Source organism: Erythrobacter sp. YT30 (genome assembly GCF_001542875.1).
Lineage (GTDB): Bacteria > Pseudomonadota > Alphaproteobacteria > Sphingomonadales > Sphingomonadaceae > Erythrobacter.
In genome coordinates this window covers 1532897-1552819 of sequence record NZ_LMAF01000002.1, presented here as the reverse complement: position 1 = coordinate 1552819, position 19923 = coordinate 1532897, and the positions used below count along the sequence as shown (strand labels likewise).

Genomic DNA, 19923 nt, shown 5'->3' with positions numbered 1-19923 from the left:
GGGTTTTCCATTTGAAATCGTTCGCTTTTATCGGGTATTTGTGTGCACGGCGTGCGCCTTTGGAGATGGGGCGGGCGTGCCGCGCCTCTTACCAATCCAGATTTTCACAATAAGCTCCCCGCCATCGAGCGATATCGGAGCGCCTGGAGTAATTCCGGCACCGCGCAGCAGGCTGGCCATCTGATTGTCGGTAAAGCCCAACCGCGCATGGGCATGCGCATCGCGCAATTCTTCGCGGCCATGGGCAGCAAAATCGACAATCACGATGCGCCCGCCGGGTTTTGTGACGCGGGCCGCTTCGCCGAGTGGGTCGGCGGGGTCCTGCGCGAAATGGAGCACCTGATGGAGGAGAACGGTGTCAAAAGCCTCTTCGGCAAGAGGTAGATCGCTGAAATCGCCCTGGATCAGCTCGATTTGCGTGCCATCAAGATGCTGCAATTTCGCGCGGGCGACGCGGAGCATTTCAAGGTTCTTGTCGAGCGCTGTGATCCGATCAGCTTTGCCTGCAAAGAGTTCCGCCATGCGGCCCGTGCCTGTCCCTATATCGAGCAGCGCACCCAAAGGCGCATCGCCGAGCGCTTTTGCCAGCGCCTCTTCGACTTGATCGTCCGGGCTGTGAAGCGCGCGCAAAGCGTCCCATTCGCCGGCGTGACGGGCGAAATAGTCTTCGGCCTGGGCATCGCGCGCATCGCGGATGGAGGCGAGTTTGCGGCGGTCGGTTTCGCAAAGCGAAGCGAATTCGGGATCGTTTCGTTCGGTTGTGGCCAACAGCGTCTCAACCGCTTCGAGGATATCGGTGGAAAGCGTTTCTCCGCTGGCTTGCCTCAAGAACACCCAGCTGCCCTCGCGCCTTCGCTCGGCAAGGCCGGCATCGCACAGTATGCCGACATGGCGCGAAACGCGCGGCTGGCTTTGACCCAGGACTTGTGCCAATTCTCCGACGGCGAGCTCCATCGCAGACAGCAGCCGCATCGTGCGCAGCCGCGTCGGGTCAGCCAAGGCCTTGAAGATCGCATCCACCAGCATTGCAGGTCACATATAAAGATATTTTTATATGTGTAAATGACCCTTCGCGGCTGCAAACATCAAGCGCCCAGTTTCCTTCCCCTACCCCCCTCTCTAAGGATGTATTTAGAGGACAAAAAGGCGACACGAATGAAACTGGGCTGCTGCTATTATCCCGAACATTGGCCCGAAGAAATGTGGGCAGAGGACGCCCGCCGGATGGCCGAAATGGGCCTCTCGCTGGTGCGGATAGGAGAATTTGCATGGAGCCGAATAGAACAAGAACCCGGCCGATTTGACTGGGACTGGCTAGACCGTGCGGTTGAGGTGCTCGCCAATGCAGGCCTCAAAATCATCATGGGCACGCCCACCGCGACCCCGCCCAAATGGCTGGTCGACCAGATGCCCGATATGGTGGCGATCGACGAACAAGGGTGCCCGCGTGGGTTCGGATCAAGACGCCATTATTGCTTCAGCCACGAAGGATACCGCGCTGAGGCCGCCCGCATCACGAACGCCATGGCTGAGCGATACGGCAAACACCCCGCGATCGCCATGTGGCAGACCGACAATGAATTTGGCTGCCACGATACGGTTCTGAGCTTTTCGAAGAGCGCTGCCGCCCGTTTCCGCAAATGGCTCGCCGCCCGATATGGCGATGTATCTGCCCTCAACACCGCTTGGGGCAATGTCTTCTGGAGCATGGAATACCGCGACTTCGATGAGATCGATCCGCCAAACCTGACTGTCACCGAGGCAAACCCTGCACACTGGCTCGACTACCGCCGTTTTGCTTCCGACGAAGTCGCAAGCTTCAACGCCGCGCAGGTCGCCATCCTGCGCGAGCACTCGCCAGACCGCGATATCACGCACAACTTCATGGGCTTCTTCACCGAGTTCGACCATTACGACGTCGGCCGCGATCTCGATGTGGCGACATGGGACAGCTATCCGCTAGGCTTTCTTGAGCAGTTCTGGTTCTCAACACAGGAGAAGGCCGAATATCTGCGCCAAGGCCACCCCGATATCGCAGCCTTTCACCATGACCTCTATCGCGGTTGCTCAAACGGCAGATGGGGCGTGATGGAACAGCAGCCCGGTCCGGTGAATTGGGCACGGTTTAACCCAGCACCTTTGCCCGGAATGGTCGCTCTATGGACACTTGAAGCCATGGCGCATGGCGCCGAGTTCGTGAGCTATTTCCGCTGGCGCCAGGCCCCCTTTGCGCAAGAGCAAATGCATGCAGGCCTTTTGCGACCCGACAGCATAGACGCATCCGGCGCCGATGATGCGCGCACTGCGGCTGATGCGATTGAGCGATTGGGATCGCAGGAAACAGCTGGGGCGCCGGTCGCATTGGTGTTCTCATACGAGGCGGCATGGGTATGCGGCATCCAACCGCAGGGGCAGAGCTTTCGCTATCTGGAGCTCATCTACGAATGGTATTCGGCGGCGCGGCGGCTTGGCCTCGATATCGATATCGTATCGCCCGATGCCGATCTGGGCGGATATGCGATGGTGCTTGTCCCCACTTTGCCAATCACGCCGGCTGGCTTTGTTGCGAAGTTAAAAGCGCTCGATTGCCCTGTGCTTATCGGGCCTCGCTCTGGCAGCAAGACAAAGAGCTTCTGCATACCCGATGGATTGGCACCCGGTGAGCTGCGCAAATTGATAGACCTTACCGTCACTCGCGTCGAAAGCCTTCGCGATGGCATCAACGAAAAGGCTGGCAGCGGCGCGATCGAACGCTGGCGGGAGGACATCGCGAGCATACTCATACCTGAAATCGAAGCGGATGATGGAAGCGGTGTGGTCTTCAAGTCTGAAAATATCCGCTATCTGGCAGCGTGGCCTGACAGAGAGCTTTTGAAAGGTTTGCTCGAGCGAATGGCGAAAGACGGCCGCGTTGAGATGTCGCCCCTGCCCAAGGGGCTGAGGCTACGGCGCACTGTAAGCCACGTCTTCGTATTCAACTATTCTCAGGCACCGATCGATATCTCGAGCTTTTGCGGCAGCAAAGAACTGGTTTTGGGGAGCATCAACCTGCCCCCCGCTGGCGTCGCTGCATGGAGGCGCTAAGGCGTGAGACTGAGCAATTGCGCGTAATGATCGCGCAAAGTGTCTGAGCCACACTCGGGTGTCGCCTCCGCCGAATACTCAGCCGCTTTTTCATCCCAAACCAGCATGCTCTCGGTGGCGTAGTAGCGTCCAATGCGTGCGTATTCGGCTTTTTCAGCTGCCCAGTCTGACCACCGCTCGGCCAACCCGAAGATAGCGGCCGCGACACTGAACATTCCAACCGGAACTGAGCGATAGCGCGGCTCTTTGCCAAGCAAATCAAACAACAGTGCACCTTGCTCGTGCATTGTGATCGCTGGCCCCGGTCCACCGATCGGCAAAACCTGCCCTCGCCGCTCCGGCGAGTTCAGGCAATCGACGATATACCGTGCGCAATCGCGGTCGCTGATCGGTTTGCAGCGGGTCAACTCTCCATTTCCAAAAACCATGAAGGGCTTGCCCCTGCGCACGTTTCCAATCTGGCCAGACAAGGATTTGAAGAAAGCCGTTGGGCGCACAATTGTGTGATCAATGGGGCTTGCCACCAGTTTTGCTTCGAAGGCCAGCTTCGCATGCTGGAATGCAAGCTTTGGCTTCTGAACGCAGATTGCAGAAAGCAGAACGAAATGATCCACGCCCGAACCTTCAGACGCGCGGAGCAAATTGACATTGGCGTCGTGATCCACCGCCCAGGCATCTTTTGGCTCTCCGCTGCGAGAGGCAATACATGAAATTACCGCGTTGGGTCGGGCCGCTTTGAACGCGGCCTCCAACGCCTCACGGTCGGCGAGATCGACTACGACTTCCCGTCCCGGCAAACTGCCGCTGCCTTTCGATCCCTGCCTGACCAAACGCACCACGTCGTAGCCATCGGCAGCGAGACAATCGGAAACGGCCCGGCCTATCGTCCCAGTCGATCCTGCCAGAACGACGCACCGGCCTGCACTCGATCCTCGGCGAGTGTCGTCGTTTTCGCTCATGTGGCCTGTGGTTGCTTATCGCCTGGGCCAAACGCGAAAGATGCCCGGTTGCCGAAAACCACCAGATTGGTAATCAATGCAACCGCGACAGAGGAAAACAGCACAAAGACCATCACGTCGATGTAGTGAACCCAGGGTAGACCGACGGTCGCATACCAACTGACCCCGCCAAAATTCTCGGGCACGTAGAGATAGAAGGTATGCAAGGCATAACTGCAAAAGCCCCAAACAAGGCCCGCCACCGCTGCACGCGCATCCATATTGCGAAACATGAGAGCGGCAATGAAAGCGGAAAGGATCGGCATAGACAAAAGCCCATTGAGCTCTTGCAGGAGATTGATAATGCTTTCAGCAGACGCGTAAAGCGGCACCAGCGCAATTGACAGCAGCATGGCGATGACGCCGACAATCCGATTGAGGCGAACCAAGTTCACATCCGCATTGATAAAGCGGCGATGGAAATCGACTGACCACAGCGTGATGGTTGCGTTCATGACCGCTGAATAGGTCGTCAACACTGCGGCAGCAATCATCGCTGCGAACATGCCGCTCGTCCAGCTAGGCAGCACTTCCCCGACGACCATGGCGTAAGCGCGATCATCCACGTCGCCGAACAGTTTGAAGGCGACAATTCCGGGGATCACCACGATTGGCGGGACGATCAGCACGCGCACGATTGCCGCTGCAACGACGCCTTTCTGCGCCTCTTTGACAGTGGGCGCAGCGAGCGCTTTTTGCGTGATGTTCTGGTTGGTCGACCAATAGAATATCTGGATGAACAGCATGCCCGTGAAGAGCGTGTGAAACGGAATGGGGCTATCGAGTGAGCCAATCATCGATAATCGCTCTTCCGGAACGCCTGTTGTGATGTCCCAGCCGACCGCCTGCATCGCGAGAAATACGACGACCAGCGCGAGCGCAAGAATGCCAATTCCGGCATACGTGTCGAGCACCGCTACAGCGCGCAATCCGCCCAGGATAGCGTACGCTGCGCCAACGATTGCAAACACGGCGGCCACTGCCATGATTGGCGCATCGATACCAAACAGCGTCTGCGTAAACAGCGCGCCGGAATAGATCACGGCAGGCAGGTAAATTACGAAATTGCCGAATAGGAACAGGCCGGAAATGACCGTCCGAATGCTGCCGCCCTTGTACCGTTGCTCGAGTAATTGCGTGATCGTGGTGCAATTGTTCCGGTAGTAGATCGGCACAAAAACAAATGCGAGCAGGAGCAGCCCGACAAATCCGGCAAGCTCCCACCATGCGAGGAGCAGCATCTGATTGCCGTTCATTCCCACCAATTGATCGGTTGAAAGATTGGTCAGCGTGATGGCCCCGGCGACGAAAAACCAGCTCAGTCCGCCCCCTGCGAGGAATATCTCCTTGTCCGCAGAGGCATCGCTGGCAGCCATCGATGCGGCGACTTTGCGCCATGTCATGACGGCGAGAATTATCATCAAGCCGAGGAATACGGCGACCTGCACTACGTTCATTTAGGCAATCTCTCCCCCGCCCCGCCGCTATCCGGCATGGAGACGATCCAGCCTCTGTTCCAATTTCTGGACATATCGGCAAGTCTTGCGGATGGGAAAACTGCGAGACTTCCTTTGGAAATCACGACGCTCCCAAAAAGGTGGTGTCTCCCTCTCGCTTCGCATACGGCATGAATATGCGAGACGAACCGGACTTTGAGGAGAGCTGCGAGGAATCCTTGAGCGGACCTTTTGAGGATTCCGAAAGCAAGCCGCACCACTTGGAGCTCCGAGCCGGCGGCGCTCTCCTCGCAATCGAAGCAAGCGCAGGTATGCGCCCGGTTTTGATCTATGCAGGACCGGACATTTCCGGGATCACGGGCGAGGAACTCGCGCTTCTGGCTACTCGCCAGCACGCGCCCGGCACACCCTCGATTCCCTTACGCGGTTCATTGCTGAATGAGATTGGTACCGGGATCTCAGGGCCATCTGGAATTACCGGACACCGCGAGGGACAAGACTGGGCGCTCGATCTGCGCGTCGTTTCCACCAAAATGGTCAATGGGAAAAGCATTCACGTCCGGTGCGAAGATAAGAAGGCACGCATTGGCACCAATCACGTGTTTGAAATCGACGCATCAACAGGAATGCTGAGATCAAGTACGAGTGTTGATAATATAGGCGATGCGCCGTTCCAGATCGATTGGTGCGCTGCACTGTGCCTGCCTTTCGATCAGCGCCTTGAGCGGTTTTTAAGCTTTACGGGTCGCTGGGCTCAGGAATTCCAGATTGAGGAGGTTGCTCTCTTCAACGGAAGCATCGTCCGTGAGAACAAATCCGGGCGCACCAGCCACGACGTTTTTCCAGGCGGCATCCTCGCATGCCGCGACACAACAGAGCAAAGCGGTCTGGCACTCGGCTTCCACCTAGCCTGGAGCGGCAATCACAAATTGCGCGTCGATCGCCACAGCGATGGACGCGGATTTTTGCAGCTAGGCGAGCTTCTGTTTCCCGGAGAACTGCGGCTTGAAGCTGGAGAAAGATATCAGACACCACAACTGCTGAGCGTCTGGTCTCAAAACGGCACCAATGGCATCGCGCAAGCCTTTCACCGCTTCTTCAACGACACCGTGGCTGATCCGCGAACGCGCAACAAGCCGAGGCCAGTTCACTTCAACACTTGGGAGGCAGTCTATTTCGATCACGACGAAGACACCCTGATCGAGCTCGCTAAGTCTGCAGCTTCAGTAGGGGCCGAACGCTTTGTGCTCGACGATGGATGGTTTGGCGGACGCCGAAACGATGCAACGGGGCTGGGCGATTGGTGGGTGTCCGAAGACGTCTTTCCCAATGGCCTCCATCAGCTTGTTAAAACGGTCAGAGAATTGGGAATGGAATTCGGGCTTTGGTTTGAGCCTGAAATGGTCAATCCGGATAGCGATCTCTATCGCACTCATCCGGATTGGGTGCTGGGAGCAGATAGCGTCGAAATCGTTCCGTTCCGCGGGCAATTGACGCTTGATCTGACCAAGAAAGAAGTGGTCACTTACCTCTTTGAAAAGATCAGCAAGCTCGTGAACGAATATGGCATTGATTACATCAAATGGGATATGAACCGTGACACCCATCATCCCGGCAGCGAAGGTAAGGGCGCAATGCATCGTCAGACGATGGCGGTTTACGGTTTGTTGGATAGGCTGCGCGAAAAGCATCCAGCCCTCGAAATCGAAAGCTGCTCATCTGGCGGCGGTCGGGCCGACTATCGGATTTTAGAGCGTACTGATCGTATCTGGACATCTGACAACAACGATGCACGGGAGCGGCAGATAATTCAGCGCGGCGCAGCGCACTTCTTTCCCTTGCGAATTCTTGGCAGCCATGTTGGCCCGCGCCGATGCCATATCACCGGGCGCGAACTGCCAATGGCGTTTCGCGTCGGCAGCGCAGTCTTCGGATCAATGGGGATGGAGCTAGACCTTCGCGATGAAAGCGAGGAGGACCTGGCGATCCTGAAAGCAGGTATCGCGCTATACAAAAAGCATCGTCACCTGATCCATGAGGGCAGTTATCTTGCGCTGCCGAGCGCCAAGGGCACGAACCTTGTCGGTTGTGTTGCCCGGGATAAACAAGAAGCGTTTTTCTCCTATGCGAAGCTCGAAACTGATCTGGCAACTCTGCCGCAACGCATTCATTTTGCTGGCCTTGATCCTGCCAAAGACTATCAGCTTCGAATGATCTGGCCTGAAACCAATCCTTCAATCAGCTCGCCCTCAATTGTCGATCAGGCTGACTTGCAAGGTAAGGGTGTGAGGATTTCAGGTGCCGCCTTGGTGGACTTTGGTGTTCAGCCACCGCTGACTTTTCCAGACACCTGCCTATTCTACCACCTCAGAGCATTTGAATGAGCGAAGAGACACTTCCCGTTTTTGAACTTCTCATCATCGGCGGCGGGATCAACGGCGCGGGCATAGCACGCGATGCTGCCGGGCGCGGGCTCTCGGTCTGCCTCGTCGAGAAAGACGATCTCGCCCAACATACCTCCAGTGCTTCGACCAAACTTGTCCATGGCGGCCTGCGCTATCTGGAGCATTACGAGTTTCGTCTGGTACGCGAGAGCCTGATTGAACGGGAGCGATTGCTCACAATCGCTCCGCACATCATCTGGCCCATGCGCTTTGTCCTGCCCCATGATGAGGGCCTGCGACCCAAATGGATGCTGCGTCTTGGCCTGTTCCTGTATGATAATCTGCGCGGTCGAAAGCTTCTCCCCGGGACAAATACAGTCGACCTGCGCGCCCCACCACACGACGAAATCTTGAAAGAGCGACTTACCAAAGGCTTTGAATATTCCGACTGCTGGGTCGAGGATTCGCGCCTGGTCGTGCTCAATTGCATGGACGCGCGCGAACATGGCGCTGACATCCGTACGCGCACCGAATGCGTCGGCCTGACGCGCAACGATGACGGATGGACAGCAACCCTTCGCGATGCATCAGGCGATCGTCAAATCCGCGCCAAGAACATCGTCAATGCCGCTGGGCCTTGGGTGGACAAAGTACTTGGCCGTGCCATCCCGGATGAGGATCACGCTAATCTGCGACTGGTGAAAGGCAGCCATCTGATCTTTCGCAAGCTGTTCGAAGGCGATCACTGCTACATATTCCAGAACAAGGATGACCGGATCATCTTTGCTATCCCCTACGAACGCGATTTTACACTGGTCGGGACCACTGACGTGGGCTTCAAAGGCGATCCATCTGAAATCACGATCTCCGCCGACGAAGCGCATTATATATGCGATGCGGCCAACGAGTATCTTGCGGCCAACATTCAACCTGAAGATGCTATCTCAAGCTATTCAGGCGTGCGACCTCTTTATGATGACAGGTCAGCATCGAATTCCACCGTCACCCGAGACTATCAGTTTGAACTCGATCGCGGAGAGGATGACGCGCAGGCACCAATTCTTTCAATTTTCGGCGGGAAAATCACAACCTACCGAAAGTTGGCGGAACATGCGCTGGAGAAACTCAATGTCGGCGGCGCGTCCTGGACGGCTCAGCAACCACTTCCAGGCGGAGACATCGATCCAGAACGCTTCGATGCATACGTAAACGAGGTCGCGCGCCAGTACGATTGGTTGCCCACTGGCGCCGCAAAACGGCTTTGCCGCGCATACGGAACGCGCGTGCCCATCCTGCTTACTGGCGCCAAGGGATTGAATGATCTTGGCCAGCACATGGGCGATGATCTGTATGCTCGGGAGCTCGAATATCTGGTGGACCAGGAATTTGCCACGTCGGCTGAGGATGTACTTTGGCGACGGAGCAAACTGAAACTGCATCTTGATGAGGCCGCGCAACAGCGAGTGCGCGATTGGTTTGCCAGGGAACGGGTGCCGGCATGAGCGGGAATGTTCAGCTTTCGCGCAGCGTTGGCGAGGGCGCGACCTACAGGCGCGACCACCAGAAGGCCGATGGCCGCATGCTGCACCTTTACGGCCGCAATCCACACACGCTACCCGTCCAACATGAAACCGCCGACCCCGTCGCGCAGGGCGGCGAAATACGCCATCACCCCCTGCGGCAAGAATGGAACGTGTACGCGGCTCACCGGCAGAACCGAACGTTCAAGCCAAGCGCGGCAGACGATCCTCTGGCTCCCACTGTGGACGGAGGGCCGGAAACAGAGATTCCATTCAGCGATTTTGAAGTCGCCATCTTCGAAAACAAGTTCGCAGCCTTTCATCCCAGCGCGTCCAATGCGGCATCACTGGCCAGAATTTCCATTGAACCTGCAAAAGGCGCTTGCGATGTGGTCGTCTACGCGCCCGATGCAACCGGGAGCTTGCACACACTAGGCAGAGACAGACGCGAGGTCCAGCTCGGCGCCCTGATTGATCGCTACGAGACGCATTTTGCCGCGGGATGCGATTATGTCCTGCCGTTTGAAAATCGCGGCGACGAAGTGGGCGTGACGCTGCACCATCCACATGGCCAAATCTACGGATTTGACAGAGTGCCCCATACTCAGCAGCGCGCAATTGATGCCTTCGCTCAAGGGTATGACCTAGCAGCCGAGATTCGGGCAGCCATGCCCGAATATGGCCTTGGCGAAGAAGGCGGAATGGCAGCATTCGTCCCTCGTTTCGCGCGCTTTCCATACGAAACCTGGATCGCTCCCTTCGAGACGCGCGAGGGCCCTTGGGATTGCAGCGATGAAGAACTGGAAGCCCTTGCATTCTGGCTGGGTGAGACAACCCGCCGCTATGATGCTCTTTTTGAGCAACCCGCGGCAACCATGATGGCTTTCCACGCAAGCCCACGCGGCGGCAGTAAAGGCTATCATTTCACCGTCCAGTTCTACCCGCTCTTGCGTGCACCCGGCAGAGTGAAATACCTGGCCTCGGTAGAGCAGCACACGGGCATATTCACAGTCGACGTGATGCCAGAGATGGCAATCGCTGATCTTAGGGCGCTAGCGCAGTCATGACGCGGACATTCACCGCGAGCGCGCCCGGCCGCGTCAACCTGATTGGAGAGCACACCGATTATAATGGCGGCATGGTCCTTCCAGCAGCGCTCAGCGTGGGGATAGAGATAACACTCGCCCCTCGCTCTGATGGCGTTGTGGCCGTCACGTCCAATCATTACCACGCTCCCGCAATTCGCGATGTCGCAGATGACGCGGTCGATGAATGGGCCGACATCGCTGTCGGCGCAGTGCGCGAAGCCAATTCTCTGGGTTTTCTAATTGGCGGAGCGAATATCGACATCGTCTCAACCATGCCCGAAGGTTCAGGCCTTTCATCCTCAGCCGCGCTCATCGTAGCCATTCTGAAAGCCGCGCGAAAAGCAGCGGTTGCAGATACCAGCGACGTGAAAATTGCTATCGCCGCGCGCAGGGTAGAGAACAACTATATCGGCGTGCCATGCGGCATTATGGACCAAATGGCCGTTGCTCTCGCCACTCCCGGCACAGCCATGGCGCTGGACACAAAATCACTCGACTGGACGATCATGACCCTTCCTGCGGGCTTTGAGATGGTGGTTTTACATTCGGGCCTCACGCGAAAACTCAGCGATGGCCGCTATGCAGAGCGTAAAGTCGAATGCGACATGGCAAAGGCTTATTTCGGAACCGAAGACCTGTGTCTGCTCGATGCTGCAAGCGTGGCCAAGTCAGACCTGGATCCCGTTGTCGCAAGGCGCGTCGCTCATCTGATAAGCGAGCATGCACGTGTCCAAGAGGCCGTCACAGCGATGAGTGATGCGGACATGGTCCGTTTCGGAGCGCTAATGGTAGAAAGCCATGCATCAATGCGCGATCAATTCGAAATGTCGCTCCCCGAAATCGATGCATTGGTCGAAAGCGCAATCGAATACGGAGCCCTTGGCGCACGCCTGACAGGGGGCGGCTTCGGAGGCTGCATAGTCGCCTGCGTCGCCGCAGAAACACGCGAAACTTGGCTGGACAAAGTGCTAAAAGCGCATCCGGATGCCCGTTACATCGATGAGGCGGGCGAACCGTCATAAGGAACACGCTGGTGCGCTTACGTGACTCGAATTTTTCTTCTAAAATGCTGATAAATCAGTAGGTTCAACGAGTGCCATTTATTCATGCCCCCAGTCATGCCCCCACCATAATTTGTGGAAATGTGAGTCCGGAATTGTGCCTCGAACAGGGTATTTTGGAGCCCAAATATGCACCGGATTCGCTGACAGGGAACACTAAAATTCTGTCCCTGTCAGCAATCCGGAGCTGGCCTTATCTGCATCGGTCCTGAAGCCATTCGTCGATCTCGTGTTCGATCCAGGCGACTGATCGACCACCTAAGCGGACCGACTTCGGAAAACGGCCCTCATCCATCCAGCGGTAGACTGTCGACCTACCTAGGCCGGTTCGATGCAATACTTCTCGGAGCCGAATGAAACGCCGGATGGGCTGCTCATTGGGTCCAGCTCCGCGCTGGTGATGCCGAGCTTCAAACGGAAACTCGCATTGTTCTGAAAGCCTTTCGGGAAGCTCCGTCTGGTCCCGATTGGCCATTGTGAACGTGTGATCTCGTTGCATGATCCAAGCTCCTTGATGTTCAAAGAACCTGGCTCACCCTTCGAAAGGCAAGTGCCACTCTATGCCAGTGACTGGGGTGTAGGAAACCAGAAATATTCTGATGCTTCTCAGCACTTTACAGCGAACTGGACCAGTTCGGCACACTCAAAAGAGGACTGTGCCGCAACTGGTCCAAAAGTGGACACCGCCAATTTCTATCACGATTTCATTCAGTTAAGATGCGGCACCGCTGCGTACGGTGTGCTGGGTCAAGCCCATTCTCAATTGCGCGTCAGTGACCAGTTGCTTCCCCGGTCAAATCATCGGAGAAAATGCTTTTGTTTCAGAACGGAAGCGTAGCGCAGCGTCGAATTTGGCGGCGGAATTTTTCGTTCGGAACCGAGATATCCAGAATGGAATTTTTCTCGAATGTTCCGGAATGGGGACCAAATAGCCAACATCAGCGGCCAATGTTCTGGTCCGCTTGGATACGAAGGCAGATGAGCCGAATGTACTGCAAGGCACAATGAACTCTATTGCCAAATAGTCCTATCTTGATCGGATCAAGTGGCGACCGATTGTTTGTTCAACTGCCGCATAGCCCACCGCCAATCCCCCCTGCGAGCATAAAAAAGGACAGGAACCGTTTCCGGTCCCTGCCCTGCTGGTGCGGTCAGAACTCGTCTGACATCGCCCCGTGGATCGTGTGGACCACCCGCGCCGCCAGGTACGCCGGAAGTGCGTTGTAGTCACCCTCATCCAGGGCAAAATACCCAAGGCGCTTGTCCTCGATAATGTGCTGATCGAAGAAGCTGTGCAAGGCCCGCCGTTCGGCCGTGGCGAGTGCTTCGAAGTAGCTGTTCGAGTTCGATTCGAGATTGCCAAGTGTAGTCATGATTTCCTCCTGATATCTGTCGGTGAGACGACAGGAGGAAGGCGGATGGGCACGGTGCCAGCGGGTCAGGGATCGCCCTTAGGGGCGACCGCGAAGCGGCGGTGGGGGCAACGATTTTGTTGGACCGCAGCGCAAGCGAAGGCAGACAAAATGGTGGGGCCCCGCCGTCCTTGACGCGTCGGTGCCGGGCCCGTCATCCTTGAAAGTCCGTGAGCCAGACCCCTCCCCCGCCAGAGAGTTTGGACAACGCAGAAAGGGGCGCGGTCCGGTCTGGACAGCGCCCCTCTGAGCGGGATCGATGATGATGGATATCAGTCGATCTCGGGAGCATCCTTGTTGTCGTCGTTTTCGCTCGAACCGTTGCCGCGCGAGAGGAAGTCGACCTTGTCGGCGAGGATCTCGGTGCCGTAGCGGGTGACCCCGTCCTTGTCCTCCCACTGGGTATAGTGGATGCGGCCTTGGACGGAAACCAGCTGGCCCTTGGAGCAGTACTGACCGACGGTCTTGGCGAGGCCGTTGAAGCAGGTCACCCGGTGGAACTCACTCTCCTTGGCAGTGTAGCCGTTCTCGTCTTTGTAGGTCTTGCCATCCTTGTCGCGTGCGGGGCGATCGGTGACGACGGTGATCCCGGTGACATTGGTGCCGCCCTTCGTCTCGCGGGATTCCGGATCGCGGGCAATGCGGCCGGTGAGGATTGCGATATTGGTCATGGTTGTATTCCTTCAGTTCCTCAAACCGGAGACCATCTCCGGCTTGCGAACATCCAGAAGAAGCAGGGCATGGGAGGACTGCACCGCAGGCCTGCAAGGCCGAAGGGAAACCTGTTCATGACGGGTGGTGCGGGCAGGCAGCGCAGCTGCCAACACGGCCGTCAAAGGAACGGGTTGCGGCTCCTCAGCTGACCTGGTTCAGGACTGTTCGCGAAGAAAGCCGGATGGGTATCGGGTGCGGGTCTGAAGGTGCCAAGACCCTACAGCAATCAGCCTGCTCCGTCGCCTTCCGATGCCGCCAGGAGATCCATGAAGTCGCGGGCTGCTTCCCGGTCTTCCTCGTTCTCGAACGCCACATCGAGGTCGGGGGCGGACCCGAACATGTGCAGGAACGACCACAGTGCAAAGCGCGACTCCTAGGCGGTTGCGGCATTCGTTAGGGACCGCTTTGCGCCCCAATCTCATTCATTCAAGGTAGCTTGGCCAGCGTCCGAAAAATGACGTCGATTTTTCGGAACTTAAAGTCCGAAATTGGGGGTGAAAGCAGCAATCGATACTGGCGCTAGAACCAAGCTCTCAAGCCGATAACTACATTTACCGCTTCTGGGTCTTCGCCAGCGGCTCTGGCAATGTCCGCAGTTTCACCAAGTGCGGCCTCGTATTCGATCCCAACATAGGGCGCGAGCTCGCGTGTAATCTCGTAGCGGAGACGAACTCCAGGTTCGATCTTGGCGATCCCGGCGCCGATGCCGCGTTCCGGGATGTCTTGTACGGCTAGTTCTACCTCAAGCCGTGGCTGCACGATCAGGCGTTGAGTGATGCGCTGATCGTATTCGCCTTCCAAGCGCGCCGTAAGATCGGCTCGATCCGACAAGAACAGCGCGCCATCGACATGGAACATGTAGGGTGCAAGACCCTGCACACCGACAACCAGATGCCCACGTGTATCTGGCTCTGGATCAAGACGCACTCCCGCTTGCAGATCGAAGAAAGGACCTATGGCTCGGCTGTAGAGCGCCTGTATTTCCGCGTCCTCCAACTCATTGCCGAACTCGCCTTCGCCCTCGGTTTTCAGGACAAAGCGGTTGATGTCGCCGCCGTAGAAAGCCTGCGCATCCCACAAATACCCATCTTCACCGCCAGCTGTCGGAAGGCGCGCTTCTAGCCGCTCAACCATCACCATCCCGGTGCGCATGCCCCCGTTCTCGCGAGCAAGCTGGGTGCGGCTTGTTGCCATGGCATCCGCTCCCCAGATTGCATCAGCAGCGTGCCGTGGGCCGTCGAAAGCGCGAGAGGGAACAGCACTTTCCGGTGCTGCCCCCGGTGCAGACTTATCGACCGGCGAAGCGTGCTGTGAGTGGTCCATGGTCGAGAGGTCCATCGCTACGTGCGATGCGTCATCATCAGTTGAACCATGAGCAGAGTGATCCATGGTGCCGTGTTCCGAATGATCCTCTTTGGGCGGACACTGTTCAGGCGGGAGGTGTCCCATAGCGCAGTGATCCATCTGCGGCTCATCATCGCGTCCGTGCGCGGAATGGTCCTGCGCAGCGGCAGGAGCGGCGATCAACGCCGCGCTGGCAAGCAATAGAACTCGCATCATGCCCCCAAAGACTCTGGCGTCCCATCGGGAAACGGACGAACGGTCACGACCTGCATCATGCCTGCGTGCATGTGGTAGAGCAGGTGGCAGTGGAAGGCCCAGTCGCCCGGTTCGTTCGCAGTGAGGTCAAAGGTCGCTGTCCCGCCCGGCTGCACGACCATGGTGTGTTTCAAGGGCTGGTGCATGTGACCCGCACCATTTACTAACTCAAAGAAATGACCATGCAGGTGGATCGGATGCGCCATCATGGTCTGGTTGACCAGCTTCACGCGAACGCGCTCGTCATAGCCGAAGCGGATTGGATCGTCGGTGACGCTGGTGAACTTCTCGCCGTCGAAGCTCCACATATAGCGTTCCATGTTCCCGGTGAGATGGATTTCCATCTCCCGGTCGACTTCGCGGTGCGGGTTCATGCGCTTGGCCTTGAGGTCTGTGTAGCGCAGCACGCGGTGCTCCACCGTGTCGAGGCCCAGCCCCGGAAAATCCATGCGATCCGTCGGGCTTGGCGCAACCATATCAAGCCCCGGCCCGACCTTCACATCGGCGGGCAGCAGTGACGTATCCCGCATATTGTGATCCATGCCGCCCATGTCGCCAAGGCCTCCGCCATGCCCCATCGCGGCGTGATCCATCATGCCCATATCGGTCATGGTCAGGGTGGGGATTTTCCGGAGCGGCGGCGGTGCGGCGATATGTCCCTTGTAGCTGGTCAGGCTGGCGACCCCCATTCCGCTGCGGTCCATCGCCTCAGCAACGATCGCATGGCTGCCATCCTCGGGCTGAACGATCACGTCGTAGGTTTCGGCAACGCCAATCTGGAACTCGTCCACTTCGACTTCATCAACGTCCTGCCCGTCCGTTTGAATGACCGTCATAGGCACGCCGGGGATGCGCACATTGAAGAATGTCATCGCCGAACCGTTGATAACGCGCAGGCGCACACGCTCGCCCGGTCTGAATTCGAGTTGGAGATTGTCTGCCGGCCCATGGCCGTTGATCAGGAACGTGTAGGTGCTGCCCGTCACATCGGAGATATCGCGCGGGTTCATCCGCATCTCGCCCCACATGCGCCGCATCTCGCCCGAAAGCTCGCCTTCGGTGGCAGTGTTCATCTGGCGCTGGAAGTAATGCTCGCCAACCTTCAGCTTCCGCATGATCTCGTGCGGGTGGATCGGCGTGAATTCGCTCAGCAAGACCACGTAATCGCGATCATAGCGCGGATCGGGATCAGCGCTTTCGATGATGATCGGGCCGTAGTGCCCCGCCTGTTCCTGCAGGCCCGAATGCGAGTGCCACCAATAGGTGCCGTTCTGACGGACGGGGAATTCGTAAGTAAAGGTCTCGCCCGGCTTGATACCGGGGAAACTCACGCCAGGCACGCCATCGAACTGGAACGGCAACAGCAGGCCGTGCCAGTGGATCGAGGAGTCCTCATCCAAGTTGTTGGTGACATGCAGGCGGATATCCTGGCCTTCCTCGAGGCGGATCAGTGGCCCGGGCACCGTGCCGTTGACCGCGAAGGCATGGCCAGATCGACCGCCCGTCATGAAATGCGCATCGCCGATTGAAAGATTGATGTCTTCGCCTGACAGCTCGCCGAAACCATTCCTGGCATGCGTCAGCGATCGGCCTTGTGCCCATGCAGGCAGGGGCAGCGCAGCAGCGGCGGCAAGTGCGGCGGTGCTCGAGATGAAAGCGCGGCGAGAGGAATCAAGGGTCATGTCGGCTTCGGGGTTGCTCCAAACTATGAAGGCCGATACTATACCCCCCTATAGTATGTAAACAGGGTTTGATGCGATGAGTAGCACCGACAAGATCAAACGACTGAACCGCATTGCAGGACAGGTGCGCGGCGTTGCAAAGATGATCGAGGATGACCGCTATTGCATAGACATCCTTCACCAGGTCGCAGCGATCAAATCGGCGCTCGTCAAGGTCGAGAGTCAGGTGTTGAAGGATCATACCGCGTGTTGCGTCGCCGAAGCCATCGCTAGCGGTGACGAGGCGGAGCAGCGTGAGAAGTTCGAGGAATTGGTCGACCTGCTGGAACGGCAGCGCAGGTAATACGCTGATTTTTCGAACTTTCTACCTCACACTAGGTAATTCAAAGGGCCCGCTCTCATGTCCAAGTACACTCGCTTCATCGTGATGATCGCCGTCTCGACATTGGTAATGTTCGGGCTGATGTATCTGAACACCTACGAAACAGCGCACGTCAAGTTCAGTGAAACCCGCACCTATATGGCGCTCTACATGGGCGGGGCGATGGCGATCGTGATGCTGCTTTTCATGCTCCATATGTACGATAGTCGCCGCACCAACCTCGCCATTCTCGCAGGCGCAACTTTGCTTTTCGCAGGCTCGCTCTATCTCGTGCGCTCGCAGGACACCGTTTCCGATCAGGCCTGGCAGAAAGCAATGATCCCGCACCACTCCATCGCGATCCTGACCAGTGAGCGCGCCAATATCGAGGATGTCCGAGTGCGCAAGCTCGCCGACGAGATCATCAAGGCCCAGCGCCGCGAGATCAGGGAGATGGAGTGGCTGATCGAGGATATCGAGAACAATGGCAAAGTGAAGAGCGAACCCGAGGCCGCGGCTCGCCCCGTTCCCGATTTCAGTGCAGACGCTCAATCGGGTGAATGAGATGCGCCATTGGCTGGCACTTGTGACCGGCGCGTTGGTGTTCGTCGTGCTTGCATCATTCCCGCTGCCCGCTGCCGCTCATGGCGACGAGGTCCACGGCAAGCCTGCAAGCGAAGCGGTGCAGGTTGAGGAAGCTGGGCCGGTCGATCCGACCAATGGCGAGCAGGGGATTGTGCAGACAAATGAAGAAGTGTTCGCTCAGACTGCGCTCGGCGCACTCAAGGCGCTCCACCCCGCGACCGTTCACTTTCCGATAGCCCTGCTCATCGCTGCGGCCATGACCGAGGCATTTTCCGCGCGCAGGCCCGCGGCGGACTTGCGCAAGACCGTGGATATCATGCTCTATTTCGCGGCGGCCGGAGCAGTGGTGGCGGCGCTCTTCGGTTGGTTGCACACAGGGTTGTGGATGGGCGGGGACGTGCCGATGAAAGTCCACCGCTGGCTGGGTACGGGGCTGGCGGCCTTGGCGGTGTTTCTGGCCGTGGCCGCCGCGCGTTCGCGCGATAATGGGCGCGCCACGGTGCGTGCCGGCCTCGTATTGCTTGGCATCGCCGTAATCGTCCAGGGTTTTCTCGGCGGCGAGCTGGCGCATGGGACCGGTCATTTGCTTGCTGCTGGCTAGATTGCACGCCCTTTGCTCAATCGCAGGTTAAGAGGTCAATTCGATGTCGAAATCCAAGACCGCCAAACTTTACCGCATGGTGATGGAGAACCACACCTGTCCTTATGGCATCAAGTCGAAATGGCTTCTCGAACGGCGGGGCTATCAGGTGGACGATCACTACCTCACCACCCGCGAGGAGACCGACGCTTTCAAGGAGAAGTACGGCGTCAAGACCACGCCGCAGGCATGGATCGGTGATGAGCGCATCGGAGGCTACACCGACCTCGCGGCGCATTTCGGAAACCCTGTCGAGAAGGAGGGCACAAGCTATCAGCCGGTTGCTGCGCTCTTCGGCATGATGGCACTGATGGCATTGGGTGCGGCATGGGTCGCCACCGGGCAACCGCTGTCGATCCTAACCGCCGAGTGGTTTGTGAGCTTTTCGATGTGCGGCCTTGCCTACCTCAAGCTGCGCGATGTCGAGAGTTTTTCGACCATGTTCCTGAATTACGACCTGCTTGCGAAGCGCTGGGTGCCCTACGGCTACATCTACCCGTTCGCCGAGGGGCTGGCAGGTGTCTTGATGACGGCGCATATCCTGAACGTAATCTCGATTCCCGTCGCGCTCTTCATCGGTACGATTGGTGCGGTAAGCGTCTTCAAGGCGGTCTATCTCGACAAGCGAGAACTCAAATGCGCCTGCGTCGGAGGTGACAGTAATGTACCGCTTGGGCTCGTCTCGCTCACCGAGAACCTCTTCATGATCGGTATGGCGATCTGGATGATTGTGAAGCCTGCATTGCTGTAGTTTGCTCAGCATGCGCGCCGCTAACGTTCAGGCCTCAAGCCGCACTTTCAGGACCCACTCGGCTCCTAAAGCCCTTCGACTTTTTCGTGTCGGTCAGTATCACATTGGCTGTGATCGCCGAGAGCTTCGATAACCTTGCAATCCGCTGCGGCACCACCGCCGCAAGCCTTGGCGATACGCTCCAGCTCGTTTTCCAGAGACGAGAGTTGGGCGATGCGTTGTCTGACAAGCGCAAGCTGCGTTTCGGCGATTTCGTTAGCCGTAGAACAATCCATCGTCGGGGTAGTTTGGAGCTGCAGCATCTCGCGAATGGCATCCAAAGAGAAGCCGAGATGGCGCGAATGCTTTATGAAGCTGATGCGCTTTACATCATCTTCCCGATACATTCTCTGCCCGCCGGCGCTGCGCTCGGGCTTCGTCATTAGTCCGACACGCTCGTAGTAGCGTACCGTCGTAATCTTCACGCCGGACCGCCTGGAAAGCTCTCCAATCGCTATAGATCCCATATACTTATCATTTTCCGCTTGAAGCTACAGTCACTGTAGCTTGTATCAAGCTGCCTGTCATTACGACTCGGGAAGAAAGAA

18 protein-coding genes are annotated in these 19923 nt (G+C 57.5%); 9 read left to right on the top strand and 9 right to left on the bottom strand.

Translation table 11 applies throughout. The features are described from left to right. Positions 1 to 27: 27 nt before the first annotated feature. Positions 28 to 1026 (bottom strand): metalloregulator ArsR/SmtB family transcription factor, encoded by a 999-nt coding sequence (locus AUC45_RS12145; protein WP_067602901.1) that lies wholly within the window; start codon positions 1024 to 1026, stop codon positions 28 to 30. Positions 1027 to 1155: 129 nt separating this feature from the next. On the opposite strand from AUC45_RS12145, the gene AUC45_RS12140 reads away from it, so the two are divergent. Then, the gene (locus AUC45_RS12140; protein WP_067602898.1) at positions 1156 to 3084 is read left to right on the top strand and encodes a beta-galactosidase; all 1929 of its coding nucleotides are present in this window, start codon (positions 1156 to 1158) and stop codon (positions 3082 to 3084) included. Here the strand turns inward: AUC45_RS12140 and AUC45_RS12135 are convergent. Continuing rightward, a complete protein-coding gene (locus AUC45_RS12135) occupies positions 3081 to 4043 on the bottom strand; it encodes an NAD(P)H-binding protein (protein ID WP_067602893.1) in 963 nt (320 codons plus the stop codon). The two genes, AUC45_RS12140 and AUC45_RS12135, sit on opposite strands and share 4 nt — an antisense overlap. Beyond that, positions 4040 to 5539: an SLC5 family protein gene (locus tag AUC45_RS12130; protein WP_067602891.1), complete on the bottom strand. Its 1500-nt coding sequence runs from the start codon at positions 5537 to 5539 to the stop codon at positions 4040 to 4042. Before AUC45_RS12130 ends, AUC45_RS12135 begins: the two co-directional genes overlap by 4 nt. A 176-nt stretch (positions 5540 to 5715) precedes the next feature. Here AUC45_RS12130 and AUC45_RS12125 point away from each other — a divergent pair, with 176 nt between their 5' ends. Genes AUC45_RS12125 through galK form a run of 4 tightly spaced genes read left to right on the top strand, consistent with a single transcriptional unit; the run spans position 5716 to position 11553 of the window. Next, positions 5716 to 7923 carry an alpha-galactosidase gene (locus AUC45_RS12125; protein ID WP_156423839.1) on the top strand — a complete coding sequence of 736 codons (2208 nt, stop codon included), beginning with the start codon at positions 5716 to 5718 and terminating at the stop codon, positions 7921 to 7923. Continuing rightward, a complete protein-coding gene (gene glpD, locus AUC45_RS12120; protein ID WP_067602889.1) occupies positions 7920 to 9425 on the top strand; it encodes a glycerol-3-phosphate dehydrogenase in 1506 nt (501 codons plus the stop codon). Before AUC45_RS12125 ends, glpD begins: the two co-directional genes overlap by 4 nt. After that, positions 9422 to 10510, top strand: coding sequence for a galactose-1-phosphate uridylyltransferase (locus AUC45_RS12115; protein ID WP_067602885.1), 1089 nt, complete (start codon positions 9422 to 9424; stop codon positions 10508 to 10510). The genes glpD and AUC45_RS12115 overlap by 4 nt, the downstream gene beginning before the upstream one ends. Then, complete coding sequence (gene galK / locus AUC45_RS12110) at positions 10507 to 11553, top strand: galactokinase (protein WP_067602882.1); 1047 nt, start codon at positions 10507 to 10509, stop codon at positions 11551 to 11553. The genes AUC45_RS12115 and galK overlap by 4 nt, the downstream gene beginning before the upstream one ends. Before the next feature lie 232 nt (positions 11554 to 11785). Here galK and AUC45_RS15605 read toward each other — a convergent pair whose 3' ends face one another. The 5 genes from AUC45_RS15605 to AUC45_RS12085 all read right to left on the bottom strand — a co-directional run bounded on the left by AUC45_RS15605 (position 11786) and on the right by AUC45_RS12085 (position 16999). Next, a complete protein-coding gene (locus tag AUC45_RS15605; RefSeq protein WP_082701178.1) occupies positions 11786 to 12067 on the bottom strand; it encodes an AlpA family transcriptional regulator in 282 nt (93 codons plus the stop codon). Between the two features lie 676 nt (positions 12068 to 12743). Continuing rightward, positions 12744 to 12965, bottom strand: coding sequence for a hypothetical protein (locus AUC45_RS12100; protein WP_067602876.1), 222 nt, complete (start codon positions 12963 to 12965; stop codon positions 12744 to 12746). A gap of 311 nt (positions 12966 to 13276) precedes the next feature. Beyond that, positions 13277 to 13675 (bottom strand): single-stranded DNA-binding protein, encoded by a 399-nt coding sequence (locus AUC45_RS12095; protein ID WP_067602873.1) that lies wholly within the window; start codon positions 13673 to 13675, stop codon positions 13277 to 13279. A 562-nt stretch (positions 13676 to 14237) separates the two neighbouring features. Continuing rightward, complete coding sequence (locus tag AUC45_RS12090) at positions 14238 to 15278, bottom strand: copper resistance protein B (RefSeq protein WP_067602870.1); 1041 nt, start codon at positions 15276 to 15278, stop codon at positions 14238 to 14240. Beyond that, complete coding sequence (locus AUC45_RS12085) at positions 15275 to 16999, bottom strand: copper resistance system multicopper oxidase (protein ID WP_067602865.1); 1725 nt, start codon at positions 16997 to 16999, stop codon at positions 15275 to 15277. Before AUC45_RS12085 ends, AUC45_RS12090 begins: the two co-directional genes overlap by 4 nt. A gap of 76 nt (positions 17000 to 17075) precedes the next feature. Here AUC45_RS12085 and AUC45_RS12080 point away from each other — a divergent pair, with 76 nt between their 5' ends. From AUC45_RS12080 to AUC45_RS12065, 4 genes are read left to right on the top strand one after another with little or no spacing between them, the layout of a single operon-like run. After that, positions 17076 to 17342, top strand: coding sequence for a metal-sensitive transcriptional regulator (locus AUC45_RS12080; RefSeq protein ID WP_067602862.1), 267 nt, complete (start codon positions 17076 to 17078; stop codon positions 17340 to 17342). Positions 17343 to 17399: 57 nt separating this feature from the next. Next, positions 17400 to 17924: a DUF305 domain-containing protein gene (locus AUC45_RS12075; RefSeq protein ID WP_067602853.1), complete on the top strand. Its 525-nt coding sequence runs from the start codon at positions 17400 to 17402 to the stop codon at positions 17922 to 17924. A 1-nt stretch (position 17925) separates the two neighbouring features. Further along, positions 17926 to 18546, top strand: coding sequence for a DUF2231 domain-containing protein (locus AUC45_RS12070; RefSeq protein ID WP_067602850.1), 621 nt, complete (start codon positions 17926 to 17928; stop codon positions 18544 to 18546). Between the two features lie 43 nt (positions 18547 to 18589). Next, positions 18590 to 19336 carry a glutaredoxin family protein gene (locus AUC45_RS12065; protein WP_067602847.1) on the top strand — a complete coding sequence of 249 codons (747 nt, stop codon included), beginning with the start codon at positions 18590 to 18592 and terminating at the stop codon, positions 19334 to 19336. Positions 19337 to 19401: 65 nt separating this feature from the next. On the opposite strand, the gene AUC45_RS15600 is transcribed toward AUC45_RS12065, so the two are convergent. Next, complete coding sequence (locus AUC45_RS15600) at positions 19402 to 19842, bottom strand: helix-turn-helix domain-containing protein (protein ID WP_082701111.1); 441 nt, start codon at positions 19840 to 19842, stop codon at positions 19402 to 19404. Between the last annotated feature and the right edge of the window lie 81 nt (positions 19843 to 19923).

Bases quoted from the DNA above. Each gene is read 5' to 3' on its own strand.
- AUC45_RS12145 (WP_067602901.1), bottom strand. From the start codon at position 1,026: ATGCTGGTGGATGCGATCTTCAAGGCCTTGGCTGACCCGACGCGGCTG.
- AUC45_RS12140 (WP_067602898.1), top strand. From the start codon at position 1,156: ATGAAACTGGGCTGCTGCTATTATCCCGAACATTGGCCCGAAGAAATG.
- AUC45_RS12135 (WP_067602893.1), bottom strand. From the start codon at position 4,043: ATGAGCGAAAACGACGACACTCGCCGAGGATCGAGTGCAGGCCGGTGC.
- AUC45_RS12130 (WP_067602891.1), bottom strand. From the start codon at position 5,539: ATGAACGTAGTGCAGGTCGCCGTATTCCTCGGCTTGATGATAATTCTC.
- AUC45_RS12125 (WP_156423839.1), top strand. From the start codon at position 5,716: ATGCGAGACGAACCGGACTTTGAGGAGAGCTGCGAGGAATCCTTGAGC.
- glpD (WP_067602889.1), top strand. From the start codon at position 7,920: ATGAGCGAAGAGACACTTCCCGTTTTTGAACTTCTCATCATCGGCGGC.
- AUC45_RS12115 (WP_067602885.1), top strand. From the start codon at position 9,422: ATGAGCGGGAATGTTCAGCTTTCGCGCAGCGTTGGCGAGGGCGCGACC.
- galK (WP_067602882.1), top strand. From the start codon at position 10,507: ATGACGCGGACATTCACCGCGAGCGCGCCCGGCCGCGTCAACCTGATT.
- AUC45_RS15605 (WP_082701178.1), bottom strand. From the start codon at position 12,067: ATGGCCAATCGGGACCAGACGGAGCTTCCCGAAAGGCTTTCAGAACAA.
- AUC45_RS12100 (WP_067602876.1), bottom strand. From the start codon at position 12,965: ATGACTACACTTGGCAATCTCGAATCGAACTCGAACAGCTACTTCGAA.
- AUC45_RS12095 (WP_067602873.1), bottom strand. From the start codon at position 13,675: ATGACCAATATCGCAATCCTCACCGGCCGCATTGCCCGCGATCCGGAA.
- AUC45_RS12090 (WP_067602870.1), bottom strand. From the start codon at position 15,278: ATGATGCGAGTTCTATTGCTTGCCAGCGCGGCGTTGATCGCCGCTCCT.
- AUC45_RS12085 (WP_067602865.1), bottom strand. From the start codon at position 16,999: ATGACCCTTGATTCCTCTCGCCGCGCTTTCATCTCGAGCACCGCCGCA.
- AUC45_RS12080 (WP_067602862.1), top strand. From the start codon at position 17,076: ATGAGTAGCACCGACAAGATCAAACGACTGAACCGCATTGCAGGACAG.
- AUC45_RS12075 (WP_067602853.1), top strand. From the start codon at position 17,400: ATGTCCAAGTACACTCGCTTCATCGTGATGATCGCCGTCTCGACATTG.
- AUC45_RS12070 (WP_067602850.1), top strand. From the start codon at position 17,926: ATGCGCCATTGGCTGGCACTTGTGACCGGCGCGTTGGTGTTCGTCGTG.
- AUC45_RS12065 (WP_067602847.1), top strand. From the start codon at position 18,590: ATGTCGAAATCCAAGACCGCCAAACTTTACCGCATGGTGATGGAGAAC.
- AUC45_RS15600 (WP_082701111.1), bottom strand. From the start codon at position 19,842: ATGGGATCTATAGCGATTGGAGAGCTTTCCAGGCGGTCCGGCGTGAAG.